A 14,073-nucleotide genomic window follows, 5' to 3' on the forward strand; every position below is an offset into this window, starting at 1 on the left:
TAATGGCTACATTTTCGCCACTTAGGTGTACAGGGAGTGACCGCAACTAAACCTTATTGGAAATTCATTGTCAATGTGATTAACGCATTGTGGGCAGTTTTAAACGGATTATTGCCAAATCGCGTCTGGCAAACGCGCCTTATACGCAATAAGGAACACCAAACTGACTTAATGCAGCGTAAACATTATTGAAATTTGGTCTAAAATTACCAACGCCTTACGGCTTGGACCCAATCCCTTGAAACAAAAATCACTAGTGACATTAATTATTTGTGATCTAGGTACCAGAAATCGGGTTTTGTTAACATTTGCGGCTAACATTTAAGCCCTTTTACTGTATTTTTGTATCCAAGATTGAAGCTGACCCCCTGATGGGTCGCGATTTTTGTCCAAAGAACCTAACGATGTACACAGGTTCTCACACGCCGAAAAGGAATTTGCATAGGCATTGTGCCTGCGCATGAGGAGGTCCTCAGCCAGGCGGTTGGTAGATAACGGCAAGCTTCTAGGTAGCTGAACATGCAAAATCCACACATTCTGATCGTCGAGGACGAAGCCGTCACTCGAAATACACTGAAAAGCATTTTTGAAGCCGAAGGCTACGTGGTTTCTGAAGCCATTGACGGCGATGAGATGCACGACATTCTGAAAGCACACAAGGTTAGCTTGGTGATCATGGACATCAATCTGCCTGGTAAAAACGGTCTGCTTCTGGCCCGTGAACTGCGTGAGAACAACAACATTGCACTGATGTTCTTGACCGGCCGCGATAACGAAGTTGATAAGATTCTGGGTCTAGAGATTGGCGCCGATGATTACATCACCAAGCCATTCAACCCTCGTGAGTTAACCATCCGCGCACGCAACCTGCTGAACCGCATCGTTAACTCCGGCAAGCAGCCTGAAGATAAGCCTCAGGTTGAGCATTACCAGTTCAACGGCTGGACACTGGAAATCAACAGCCGCTCACTGGTTAGCCCAAGTGACGAGCCGTTCAAGCTGCCTCGCAGTGAGTTCCGTGCCATGCTGCACTTCGTAGAAAACCCTGGAAAGATCCTGTCACGTGCGGATCTGCTGATGAAGATGACTGGCCGTGAGCTAAAACCTCATGACCGTACCGTGGATGTCACCATCCGCCGTATCCGTAAGCACTTCGAAAGCCACCCAGAGACTCCGGAAATCATCGCCACCATCCATGGTGAAGGTTACCGTTTCTGCGGCCAGCTTGAAGAAGCTTAAGTCGATAGGAAAAATGCAAAAAAGCCGCTTAATGCGGCTTTTTTTGTGTCTGGAGACAGTGGCTCAAATTAAGATACCGACATCCCGCTCACTCGAAAACGATATGGGCTCTGTTATCTCAGCCATACCTCATATTTCAACGTGGTCATCTAAAGCTCGGTATCTTTGCCCCTACCGACTCAAGTATTGCTTCAACCCGGCAATGTCTTCATCTAAATGGGACTCAATCGCCTTGTACCACTCAAGGTGCGCACCTTCCCATTCGGGCTGGTCCCCATGCTGTAACAGCTGAGAAAATTCTTGAATTCGCTTTAGACCCACTGAGCCTGCCGCCCCTTTCAATTTATGCGCTTCACTGCACAGCAGTGGTTTATCCCCAGATTTAATCGCTGCAGCCATGGTCTGCAGGTATTCCGGAGCCATCTGCTCAAACATCACTACGCTCTTTAGCAATGTTGAGGCGCCAATGGCACTGCAGTACGCTTCCAACGTTGCTATATCCAACGTAGCTTCATTCGACTCAGCCATGTCCCGACTCCCAAAAAGTTGATGCTTATCCATCCAGCCTATCATAGCTAAGCTGCTTAATCAGTCAAAAATAAAGCTTTATAGTTCGAGTTATGGCCATCAAATGGTATGATAAAATGTCTTTTTTAATTATACGTTGAAAGTTCGATGCGAAGATTAACCGTTGCCTTATCAGTAATGTTAAGTTGCTGTTTGAATACAGTGGCAGCTTCTGAGATTCAACTACCTAAGCAGCAGTTAAAACCTTTCGAACTGACCGCGCAAGGCGTTCAACTGGATGACCAACTTCCGGTCTATCAATATGAAAAAAAGCTACTTTTCCCTCTTCAAGGTCTTTCAAGCAAGCTAGGAATCGACATTCAAGTCGATCCTCATTCACTCATCGCATCAGGATGGATAAAAGGTGAAAACGCTAACTTGATGCTGGATCTGAACAAAGACCAAGCCAGAAGAGGTTTTACCCAAATTCCAATCTTACCGGAATTGGTTTGGGGCAGGGATAATGTCGACATCTATCTGGAAGCCGGTTTTATCCAGCAGTTGTTACCGATTCAGATCACCGCCAACAATTTAAAGCAACGCATTAGCGTCAGCTCAACGGTTCCACTGCCCGCGGTTCAGCAGGCGATCACCCTAAACCAAGTGACCAATGAACCGGGAGAGTCCGAAGAGATCAGTGTCACGCCTTTTGATCCTGAGCACCCTCACGACTATCAAGCGATGACCCCGCCGCTATTTTACCTTCAAGGTGATGCGGCAATCGCTGGCGATGACTTCCTGACCCAAGACTACAATCTCAATCTTCTCAGTACCGGCGATCTGGGCTTTCATAGCTACGAATTTGGCTACCAGAGAACTCAGGGAGAGGACACTCAATATCGACTGCAGATCTCCAAAGACCTAGGAGACCTCGATGGCCGTCTGCCGGTTTCTGTTGGTGGTTATCAGCTGGGTGACGTTGAGTACTATGGTGACGACCTCAACCACGGCTACCTGTCTGGTCAAGGGGTAGTATTTGGCAATGCCGCCGATATAAACAACAACCGTTTTGGCCGCACCACCATTGAAGGCAATGCCCCAGAAGGATGGAGCATCCACCTGTATCGCAACCACGCATTGGTTCGCATCGACATTGCCGATGGCGATAACCGTTACGTCTTTAGCGGTATTCCTGTACTGGAAGGCTCCAACCTGTTTGAGATCCGCATGTTCGGCCCCAACGGTGAATACATGGTTCGCCGAAAGACCGTCCAAAGTGGTGGCCAGCGCCTCGGACAAGGGCAATGGAGCTACTCCGGCTTCTACATTGATCAAACCACGGATCTGTTTAATAAAAAGTCTCAACAAGAGATCGACCAGCTCAATATCCACCGCAGTTTCAATGGTCACCTTGAATATGGTCTGACGGACCAAATCACCGTTGGTGCGACCTACAGCCAGCAGAGCATTGATGAGTGGGGGCGCACCACCAACCGCAACTACTTTGGCGGTAACGTGGTGGCAAACTTCCTTAAAAGCACTTGGAACATGGAAGCTTCAACCCAGCAGGATGGCGGCACTGCCTACACCTTCGGCTGGCAAAAACGACTGGGTACAGATCACAGCGCCCGCGTCATGTACTACAACTTCAAAGATTTCGATTCCGATCTCTCTAAGGACCTTGCCCGTATTGGTGCCGATTCCAACCTGCGCGCCGAACTGGAAGGCAGTTTCAATGCTCAGCACCCGTTTCAATATAAAATTGGTGCCAGCTATCGTCAGGGCGATGACAGCTCTTATCTGATCGATTCTCGTGTATCGACTCAGCTAGGCAATATGGCAATCACCCACTTTTTGGCCTACGACAGCCACTTGACCGATTTTGACCGCTCAACCAGTGGCCTGTTATTGATCGATACTCCGATGCTGGACTGGAATCTAACCAGCGCTTTGAGTTACGAAAGTGGCAGTGGCATCACCGGCTTTAACACTGTGTTTCGCTGGCGCCCTTGGCGGGGCATTAACAACCAGAGTGTGGTGTACTTCGATGACCCAATCGACGATAAGAGCCGCTACGGTTATGAGCACCGCATTTCAATGACCTGGGACTGGTTCACGGCCGGCCTCAGCGGGCAGATCGATTCTCGAGGCGACTGGCAAGTCAGCGCCACCTCGGTCATCGCCCTAAACTATGAAGACTCTCGAGTACGCGGTGAGGACTACCGCCCTCAGGTTGCCGACATCAAAGTCAATGTGTTCATCGACAACAACAACAATGGCCGCTTTGACTCTAGCGATCAGCCACTCCAAGGGCTACACCTGCTTTCGTCACCCAGCTTACCTCACTCGGCCAGCAATGACATAGGCGAGATTCGACTCAGCCAGGTGAAATCCAACCAGCTCTATACCATCGCTCCCATTACGGAAAACCTTCCCGATAACCTCGTTCTCAGGGATGGGCCTATCGAAGTGATGCCGATGACCGGCAAGATGGTGACCGTGGATCTGCCACTGGTTGCACTTACCGACATAAAAGGCCAGGTGCTCAAAGATCACGATGACATGCCTTTGGCTGGAATTGAAATCAGCCTTAAAGACCTGCATCAACAACCACTGGCTAACTTAACGACCGGCAGTCGTGGCGAGTACGAATTTAGCAACATCAAACCAGGCTACTACCTATTGCAGATGCGCCCAGATCAACTGGACGACTATGGACAACTGCAGGAAGAGCCCCTGTTTCCCATCGCGCTGTCTGGACGCAAATTGGACCACCAGCAACGGGATCTTCGCATCAAGTACGTTGAGCAAGCTTCCCAAATCAATGTGGCTCAAGGCAACGTAGAAGAAACCCTGCCAACCCCAAAACAAGCTGATAAAGTACCGGAACTGGGCCAAGGCATCATGCGGATGGACAGTGAAGACTACACCATTCAGATCGCCGCTCAGAGAAAGGCATTTAATCTAAATAAGTTACGGGAAAATTACCCGCATCAATCTTTAGAACAGGTTACCGTCATTCGTGACGACCAACCCATGTACCTTCTGATTGCGGGTCAATACCCCAACGAACGCTCGGCACAATATGGCCTGCGCGACATTCCGAAAGAATTTGCCAATAACCTGCCTCTGGTAAAACCGGTTACGGGTCTGCAATACCAACACAACGTCTACCTCAAGTGGGCCAAGCGTAATAGTGCAGAGCCTCAGCAAATTGACGCCACTGATTGGCTAGGCCAACAACCGGCCGCCAACTTTACCTGGCAGCTCATGGCCGCTAAGCAACGGGCCAGCGCACTGACCTTAGCCAAAGAGCTCAACCTAGGGGACAACGTCCACATTCGCCACCAAAATGGCTGGTATCAACTGTTTTGGGGCAGCTTTGGGACTCGCGCCGAAGCCCAAGCGGCCTTGGCGGCGTTGAATAATGTCCCACAAAATCCATGGTTGCGCTCCATCGCCTCTCTAAGGTAAGTTTTGCTGCCTTACACTGAGCCTAGGCTCAACCCTACTCTAAGCACGGGGCGAGAGCCCTCTGCGGGTCGATTAAGCTAATCGTATAAACGCCAAAGTTTTTGACGGCGTCCCCTCGTGCCTCATGTTACAATCCGTGCCCATTAAGAAGTACGGCAATAGAAAAACGGAGTCTACGTCCATGGCGACAATCATGCCCGATGTGGCAAGCAGTGCCAAAGCCCAAATCGGCGGTACCCTGGATTGGGTGGGAATGAGCAATATTGAGTTGCCGTTGACCATCCGTGCTGATGATGGCCAACCCCGAGCTGTGAGCGCTAAAGTTGAAGCCTTCGTCAACTTACCTAATCCTCAGGCGAAAGGCATCCACATGTCGCGCCTGTACTTGGCACTGGATCAGATGTCCCTTGCCGGTGAGTTGAACCTCAACAGCCTAAAGTCTCTGCTGGACGACTTTATCTCCAGTCATGAGGCACTGTCTGACCGTGCTCGGGTGAAGATCAGCTTCGATTATCATCTGCGTCGCTCTTCGCTGCTGTCTGACAATAGCGGCTGGCGCTCCTATCCAGTGACTTTGGTTGGCAGCCTCAACCAAGGTAAGTTGAGCATGGAGATGAACGTGGACGTCTCCTACTCTTCAACCTGCCCATGCTCTGCAGCCCTGGCTCGCCAGTTGATTCAAGACGCTTTCAACACTCAGTTTGGCCAAGAGCAAAGCCTAACCCCAGAGCAGGTACAGCAGTGGCTAGGCACCACTCAAGGTGTTGTCGCAACGCCACACAGCCAACGCTCCATCGCCGAAGTGTGGGTAAAACTTGATCCCGAGATGGAAGAGTTGCCGATTGTCAGCTTGGTAGATCGCATCGAATCAGCGCTGCAAACGCCGGTTCAAGCTGCGGTAAAACGGGAAGATGAGCAGGAATTTGCTCGTTTGAACGGCCAGAACCTGATGTTTGTGGAAGATGCCGCTCGTCGCTTGAAATTAGCCCTAAACGACGATACTCAAATTCTCGACTTCTGGCTGCGAGTAAACCACCTAGAAAGCCTGCACGCTCATGATGCGGTGTCAGTAACCTGCAAAGGCTTGGCCGACGGCTACCAGCCATAAGTAGTAATAACGTTACTCACAAAAAACCGATGCCAGAGCATCGGTTTTTTTATACGCAAATGGCTAATTTGTTAGTGCAGAGCCCTGACCACCATCTCGCTTTAGGCGCTCAATGATGCCATTAAGCGCTAACCACTTATCTGAACACCACTCCGGCGCAATCAGCTCTGGCGGCTTGGCATAAGCGCTAACGCGGTGGTAGATCACCGATGTTGGCGTACGGCGAATCATCTCGGCAGCGATATCCATGTAGGCATCCGCTTGCATCAGCGCTAGGCGACCGGCTGCCAATTGTTTGGCCATGGTGCTGTTTTGAACCACATGCAGCGGATGCAGTTTCAGGCCATCGACTCCAACCTCAAGCACCTTATCTAGGGTTGTAAAAGCCTCTTCAGCGCCCTCACCGGGAAGCCCCATGATCAGGTGGGTGCACACCTTTAGGCCACGAGCCCGAGCTCGGCGGACGGTATCTTCATACTCAGCCCAGCCATGACCGCGATTGATGCGCTTTAACGTGGCATCATGGGCAGACTGCAGCCCTAACTCCAGCCACACTTCCATCCCCTGCTGCTGATATTCCACCAGCAGATCCAATACGTCATCGGGCACGCAATCCGGACGGGTCCCCACACACAGGCCAATGATGTCTGACACCGTTACCGCCTCTTGGTAGCGGCGCTTTAGCACCTGATACTCATCGTAGGTGGAGGTATAGGCCTGAAAGTACGCCATGTAGCGCTTATTCTCACCGCGACGCTGCTTACCCTGCGCCAACTGCTCAGCCACGGATTTTTGGCTACCAAACTCTCGGCTAAAAGAGGAGACATTGCAGAAGGTACAGCCACCGCGCCCAAGGGAACCATCTCGATTTGGGCAGGTAAAACTGGCATCGATGGTTAACTTATGAATCTTCGAACCATACTGGCCCTTCATGTAGTTACCCAACGTATGAACGTACTTATCCAAACCCATTGCAATTACTCGGTGGCGAAAAAGTGCGCCATTCTACTGAAAGGTGATCACCATCCATAGGAGGTGGATCACATCCCCAGCATTTATACGAAATGGTTATTCAGCGATAACGTTATGAAAAAATATGCAGTAACAAAAATTGAGCACAACAGCCTCATCTCAAAGAAACCACAGAGTTTATATGGATTAATTTTCGCTCAAGCCAGTGAACCATCACGAATTCAACCTCATTTCAAGTTTTACATGGGGCAAAAGAGAGGATATAGATCCTATATGCTTCCATTATCGAATCGACACCACATTCATACGGGCGTTTGACCTTTAGTCCACTCCTGAGTACCTTGAGTAGTTCGCCTGCATAATTATGTGTTGTTGATAAAAAGTTTTGCATTACGCGGAGGGGAAGGGTATGTCGTTACATCAGCCGAATTTTGAGCGAGAAAATTGTGGCTTTGGGCTCATTGCTCACATGGATGGCGAACCCAGCCACCGCATTGTCCGCACGGCCATTCAGGCTTTGGATCGTCTAAAACACCGCGGTGCAGTTGGCGCCGACGGTAAGACCGGTGACGGCTGCGGCCTACTGATGAAAAAGCCCGATGGCTTTTTCCAACACATTGCTGCCGAGCAAGGCTGGCGCCTATCCAGCAAATACGCCGTTGGCATGCTGATGATGAGCAAAGACCCTGTACGTCAGCAGCACGCCAAATCGATCATTGAACAGGAGCTAGGCAAAGAAACCCTGAGCGTTATCGGTTGGCGAGAAGTGCCAGTTAATGAAGCGGTACTCGGCAGCATCGCCATTCAAACGGTACCGGCATTTTGGCAAGTGTTTGTAAATGCTCCTGTGGGATGGCGCTCCAAAGATCTCGACCGCCGCCTCTATATGGCCCGTCGCCGTATCGAGAAGCTGCTGGTCGACGACGGTGATTTCTACGTCTCTAGCCTCTCCGGCCAGGTGGTGGTCTACAAAGGCCTGATGCTACCGGTGGATCTGCCGAATGTATTTCCGGATCTGGCCGACCTGAGAATGGAAAGCGCCATCTGTCTGTTCCATCAACGCTTCTCTACTAATACCCAGCCTCGTTGGCAGTTGGCACAACCGTTCCGCTATCTGGCCCACAACGGCGAGATCAACACCATCGCTGGCAACCGTCAATGGGCCAGAGCCCGTGCCTACAAGTTCGCTTCACCACTGCTGCCGGATCTGCACGACGCCGCGCCATTTGTAAACGAGCAAGGCTCTGACTCCTCCAGCCTAGACAACATGCTGGAATTGCTGCTTGCTGGTGGCATGGACATCAAACGCGCCATGCGTCTGCTGATTCCACCTGCGTGGCAATCTAACCCAGAGATGGATGACGAACTAAAAGCCTTCTACGACTTTAACTCCATGCACATGGAGCCCTGGGATGGCCCGGCGGGCGTCGTTTTGACCAATGGACGCCATGCCGCCTGTGCCGTAGACCGTAACGGCCTGCGTCCAAGCCGCTATGTGATCACCAAAGACCGCATTCTAACGCTGGCCTCCGAAGTGGGCATCTGGGACTATCAACCGGATGAAGTGGTCGAAAAAGGCCGCGTAGGCCCTGGAGAGCTGTTGGTTCTGGACAGCTTCTCCGGCACCCTAATGCGCTCTTTCGAGATCGATCAAGACCTAAAACAGCGTCACCCTTATGAGCAGTGGATGCGGGTCAACTCCAAACGCTTAACGCCACCGGAAACCTTAAGTGAAGACGCGCTGGGCTCTAGCAGCTTTGATGCCCAGCAACTCAAGCAGTATCAGAAACTGTTTAACTTAAGCCGTGAAGAGCTCAAACAGATACTGTGGCCTCTGGCCGCTGGCGCCCAGGAAGCCATCGGCTCCATGGGTGACGATACGCCAATTGCGGTGCTGTCCAAGCAGCAGCGCCATATCTGTGATTATTTCCGTCAACAGTTCGCCCAGGTGACCAACCCGGCCATCGACCCACTGCGTGAAAAGCACGTCATGAGCCTGGCCACCTGCATCGGTAAAGAGCAAAACCCCTTTAATGAGACCACAGGTCACGCCAACCGGGTGATCTTTGACTCGCCGGTGCTGCTCTATTCCGACTTTAAACAGCTCATGGCGCTGGATAACGAGCACTACCGCTCGGAAGTACTGAGCCTGCACTACCCTCAAACCGAAGGGCTTCAGACCGCCATCGAACGCACCTGCGTTGAAGCGATTCGCGCTGCCCGCGATGGTGCCACCATGGTGGTACTAAGCGACCGTAACTTGGACGCCAACAAGCTGCCAATCCCTGCTGCCATGGCAGTGGGCGCAGTGCAAAAAGCACTCGTTGATAATAACCTTCGCTGTGATACCAATATTCTGGTAGAAACCGCCAGCGCCCGCGACCCGCATCACTTTGCGGTACTGCTGGGCTTTGGCGCCACCGCCATCTATCCCTATTTGGCCTACGAGTCCATTGCCGCCATGCGCGCTTTAGAAGGTGAACAAACCAGCCTTCGCGAACTGCTGCTTGGCTACCGCGCAGGCATCAACAAGGGCCTGCAGAAGATTCTCTCCAAGATGGGGATCAGCACCATCGCCAGTTACCGCTGCAGCCGCCTGTTTGAAGCCATTGGCCTTAGCAGCGAGTTAACCGAGCTGTGCTTTAACGGCGTCACTAACCGCATCGGCGGGGCCAGCTTCGATGATATTGAAGCCGACCAGCAAGCGCTGCACAAAGCCGCCTTTGCACCGTTCTCACCTCTGAATCACGGCGGGCTGCTGAAATTTGTGCATGGCGGTGAATACCACTGCTTTAACCCCGATGTGGTTCAGGCACTGCAACAAGCGGTCACCAGTGGCAAGCAAGCCGATTATGACCACTACTGCCAACTGGTTGATGACCGTCCTGTGGCTACCTTGCGCGATCTGCTGGGCTTAAACCCACCGCAACAGGGGGTGGACAGCGATTGCGTCGAAGCCGCTGACAACCTCTACTGGCGCTTTGATACTGCGGCCATGAGTATCGGCGCTCTGGCTCCAGAGGCTCATGAAGCGCTGGCCGTGGCCATGAATCGCCTTGGAGGCCACTCCAACTCCGGTGAAGGTGGTGAGGATCCTCGCCGCTTCAATAGCCCAGGCAACTCCCGCATCAAGCAGGTGGCCTCTGGCCGCTTTGGGGTAACCGCCGCCTACCTGATGAGCGCCGACGTGATTCAAATTAAGGTGGCCCAAGGGGCTAAGCCCGGTGAAGGTGGACAGCTACCTGGCGATAAGGTCAGCACTGAGATCGCCACCCTGCGCTACTCGCGCCCAGGCGTGACGCTAATTTCACCGCCACCTCACCACGACATCTACTCCATTGAGGACTTAGCCCAGCTGATCTTCGACCTTAAGCAGATCAATCCCGAGGCTCGCATCTCAGTGAAGCTGGTATCGGAGCCTGGCATCGGCACCATCGCCTGTGGCGTGGCCAAAGCAAACGCCGACATGATCACCGTCTCCGGTTACGATGGCGGCACCGGTGCTAGCCCGTTAACCTCCATCCACTACGCCGGCAGCCCTTGGGAGCTGGGTTTGGCCGAGGTTCAACAAGCCTTAGTCAATAATGGCCTGCGCCACAAGGTTCGTCTGCAAGTTGATGGGGGCCTGAAAACTGGCTTAGATGTGGTTAAAGCGGCGCTACTTGGTGCAGAAAGCTTCGGCTTTGGCACTGCCCCAATGATCGCCCTTGGCTGTAAATACCTGCGAATCTGCCACCTGAACAACTGTGCTACCGGTGTGGCGACCCAGCGAAAAGATCTGCGTGATAACCACTATCACGGTACCGCTGACAAAGTGGTTAACTTCTTCCAGTTCGTCGCCGAAGATCTGCGCCGTCACATGGCCGCCTTGGGCGTGCGAGAGTTCAATCAGCTGATTGGTCGTACCGACCTATTGAAGCAGCTGAACGGGGAAACCAAACGTCAAGGTCAACTGGACTTGGCTCCGGTATTGGCATCAGCACCGGCGCCTGAAGGCAGTGCCCTGTTTGGTACCCAACGTAACCACCCAGACGACCCAGGAATCAAAAACCAACAGCTACTGGAGATGGCCAAAAACGCCATCGACGAAAAGCAATCTGCCAGCTTTAACCTTCAAGTGGCCAACACCGATCGCAGCCTAGGCGCTTCCGTTGCCGGCTACATCGCCGCTAAGTGGGGCAACCAAGGGATGCAGAACACACCGCTTGAGATCAAGCTCAGCGGCTCTGCGGGACAAAGCTTTGGGGTGTGGAACGTGGCCGGCATGAACCTGTCTCTCGCCGGCGATGCTAACGATTACGTGGGTAAAGGCATGACCGGAGGTCAGTTGGTGATCACGCCACCGCCAGGCGTCGCCTACCTGAGCCATAAGTCGGCCATTCTGGGTAACACCTGTCTCTACGGTGCCACCGGCGGCAAATTGTTCGCCGCAGGAACCGCGGGAGAGCGTTTTGCCGTTCGTAACTCCGGTGCCATCGCCGTAATCGAAGGCTGTGGCGACAACGCCTGTGAATACATGACCGGCGGCGTGGTTCTGGTGCTCGGTCGTACCGGCGTTAACTTTGGTGCCGGTATGACCGGCGGCTTCGCCTACGTGTTTGACCAGAAAAATGCCCTTGAACGCCGCCTCAACCCTGAGATGGTGGAAGCATTGCCGGTCATCGAACCGATGGTGCAACTGCACCTAAAACGATTGCTGGAGCAACACCTAGAGCTAACGGGCTCAGAGCGTGCCGCCGAGCTGCTGGCCGATTTCAGCAATTGGCTACCAAAGTTCCGCATCGTCAAGCCCAAAGCCAGCCACTTAGGGGATCTCATCAACATCGAGCAGAGCCAGGGCCTGCACGTTCAAGCGAGCTAAGGAGTGACCATGAGCAACGATTTTCAGTTTATCGACGTTGAGCGTCACGAACCGCAAAAGCAGGATCTGGCCACCCGCCAGCAGGAGTTTGTGGAGATCTATCGCCCGTTTGAGTCTCACACCGCTGCCGAGCAAGCCACTCGCTGCCTTGACTGTGGTAACCCCTACTGTGAATGGAAGTGTCCCGTTCACAACTACATTCCAGACTGGCTAAAGCTAATCCAGCAAGGGCGACTATTTGAGGCCGCCGAGCTGTCACACCAAACCAACTCACTGCCTGAGATGTGTGGCCGAGTTTGCCCTCAGGATCGCCTCTGTGAAGGCGCTTGTACCCTCAACGATGAATTTGGTGCGGTAACCATTGGCAATGTTGAGAAATACATCACCGATACCGCCATCGAGCAAGGCTGGAAACCGGATCTTAGCCAAGTGGTGCCACGGACAGAAAAAGTGGCCATTGTTGGCGCCGGGCCCGCTGGCCTAGGCTGTGCCGATGTGCTGGCCAGAAATGGCATCAGTGCCACCGTATTCGACCGCCAGGATGAAATTGGCGGCCTGCTGACCTTCGGCATCCCCAGCTTCAAGCTTGAAAAATCGGTGGTTCGCCGCCGCCGCACCCTAATGGAAGGGATGGGCATCACCTTTAAGCTAGGCGTGAGCATCGGCCAAGATATCCCATTCCAAACATTGCTGGATGACTATGATGCGGTGTTCCTCGGCATGGGCACCTATAAGGCGATGGAGGCAGGCCTTGAAGGCGAAGATGCCCAGGGCGTCTATCAAGCCCTGCCCTATCTCATCGCCAACACCAGTCAAGTTGAAGGCTACGATTGCGAACACCCCTTTGTCGATATGGCGGGCAAGAAGGTGGTGGTGCTCGGTGGCGGCGATACCGCCATGGACTGCGTTCGCACCGCGGTGCGTCAAGGGGCCGACACCGTCAGCTGTGCTTACCGCCGCGACGAAGCCAACATGCCCGGCTCCCGCCGCGAAGTGGCAAACGCTCGAGAGGAGGGAGTTGAGTTTCTATTCAACCGCATGCCTCTGGCCATCGAAACTGACGACCAAGGTCAGGTGACTGGCGTTCGCTGCTGCCATACCGAACTGGGAGAGCCTGACGCCAACGGCCGTCGTCGTCCAGAACCGGTTGCCGACTCGGAGCACCTGTTGGAAGCCGATGCGGTGCTTATCGCCTTTGGCTTCCAGCCCAGCCCAGCCCCTTGGTTTGGCGAGTTTGGCATCATCACCGCACCAAACGGCCGAGTGCAGGCACCGAGAGAGGGCAAATTTGCTTTCCAGACCAGTCATCCAAAGGTGTTTGCCGGCGGAGACATGGTGCGCGGCTCGGATCTAGTGGTAACTGCCATCGATGAAGGCCGTCACGCCGCCATCGGTATGGTAAACCTGTTCGACAGCCAACCTTAGATCCCCATCAGTATCAAGTGACGGCCTCTGCGGCCGTCACTTACTTTCTCTTACCTCCCGCCATAGTGCACGAGGTCGCGAGATCGGTTTATTGTCGCAAAAACAACACCGACCTTGTCTTACAAATGCTCGCTTACAACGGCCACAATAACCGCCTGATTTCACTTACAACCCTGCATTGACTCTGCCTCACCAGACATTTGTAATGTTACTTACGCACTATTTGCGTAAACAAATCAATAATTAACAAGGATTCGTTATGAAACACTACCTAATGGTTACGGCCTTCGGCCTAGGTCTGATCTTCGCCGGTGCCCAACCTGCCACCGCAACAGGTGCTCAAGGCTGCGTCACCACCTGCACCACCAAGTGCGACAACCCACCGCCAATTGAGCAGTGCGATGATCCTCGCACTCCTTACCGCGAAATGTGCCCATAAGGCGCAGCAATGAACGCCCTTTAAGGGCGTTTTTTCTCTGCTCTATGC

8 protein-coding genes are annotated in these 14,073 nt (G+C 53.0%); 6 read left to right on the forward strand and 2 right to left on the reverse strand.

The window, feature by feature from the left end; translation table 11 throughout:
- The first annotated feature begins 519 nt into the window (after nucleotides 1-519).
- A complete protein-coding gene (arcA, locus tag FCL42_RS11445; protein ID WP_136863555.1) occupies nucleotides 520-1,239 on the forward strand; it encodes a two-component system response regulator ArcA in 720 nt (239 codons plus the stop codon).
- Between the two features lie 171 nt (nucleotides 1,240-1,410).
- Here the strand turns inward: arcA and FCL42_RS11450 are convergent, their stop codons facing one another.
- Entirely contained in the window at nucleotides 1,411-1,767 is a 357-nt protein-coding gene (locus FCL42_RS11450) for an Hpt domain-containing protein (RefSeq protein ID WP_136863556.1), read from the reverse strand.
- Between the two features lie 201 nt (nucleotides 1,768-1,968).
- Here FCL42_RS11450 and FCL42_RS11455 point away from each other — a divergent pair, with 201 nt between their 5' ends.
- Together FCL42_RS11455 and folE2 are read left to right on the forward strand one after the other, a co-directional pair.
- Nucleotides 1,969-5,220: an SPOR domain-containing protein gene (locus FCL42_RS11455; protein WP_229359848.1), complete on the forward strand. Its 3,252-nt coding sequence runs from the start codon at nucleotides 1,969-1,971 to the stop codon at nucleotides 5,218-5,220.
- A 181-nt stretch (nucleotides 5,221-5,401) separates the two neighbouring features.
- On the forward strand, nucleotides 5,402-6,328 hold the full coding sequence (gene folE2 / locus FCL42_RS11460; RefSeq protein ID WP_136863558.1) for a GTP cyclohydrolase FolE2: 927 nt from the start codon (nucleotides 5,402-5,404) through the stop codon (nucleotides 6,326-6,328).
- A 63-nt stretch (nucleotides 6,329-6,391) separates the two neighbouring features.
- On the opposite strand, the gene FCL42_RS11465 is transcribed toward folE2, so the two are convergent.
- Nucleotides 6,392-7,300 carry a TIGR01212 family radical SAM protein gene (locus tag FCL42_RS11465; protein ID WP_136863559.1) on the reverse strand — a complete coding sequence of 303 codons (909 nt, stop codon included), beginning with the start codon at nucleotides 7,298-7,300 and terminating at the stop codon, nucleotides 6,392-6,394.
- A gap of 409 nt (nucleotides 7,301-7,709) precedes the next feature.
- Here FCL42_RS11465 and gltB point away from each other — a divergent pair, with 409 nt between their 5' ends.
- The 3 genes from gltB (at nucleotide 7,710) to FCL42_RS11480 (ending at nucleotide 14,025) form a co-directional block, all read left to right on the forward strand.
- The gene (gene gltB, locus FCL42_RS11470) at nucleotides 7,710-12,161 is read left to right on the forward strand and encodes a glutamate synthase large subunit (RefSeq protein ID WP_136863560.1); all 4,452 of its coding nucleotides are present in this window, start codon (nucleotides 7,710-7,712) and stop codon (nucleotides 12,159-12,161) included.
- A 9-nt stretch (nucleotides 12,162-12,170) separates the two neighbouring features.
- Nucleotides 12,171-13,586 carry an FAD-dependent oxidoreductase gene (locus tag FCL42_RS11475; protein ID WP_136863561.1) on the forward strand — a complete coding sequence of 472 codons (1,416 nt, stop codon included), beginning with the start codon at nucleotides 12,171-12,173 and terminating at the stop codon, nucleotides 13,584-13,586.
- A 259-nt stretch (nucleotides 13,587-13,845) separates the two neighbouring features.
- The gene (locus FCL42_RS11480; RefSeq protein WP_136863562.1) at nucleotides 13,846-14,025 is read left to right on the forward strand and encodes a hypothetical protein; all 180 of its coding nucleotides are present in this window, start codon (nucleotides 13,846-13,848) and stop codon (nucleotides 14,023-14,025) included.
- Nucleotides 14,026-14,073 lie beyond the last annotated feature (48 nt).

This window comes from Ferrimonas aestuarii (assembly GCF_005116665.1).
GTDB lineage: Bacteria > Pseudomonadota > Gammaproteobacteria > Enterobacterales > Shewanellaceae > Ferrimonas > Ferrimonas aestuarii.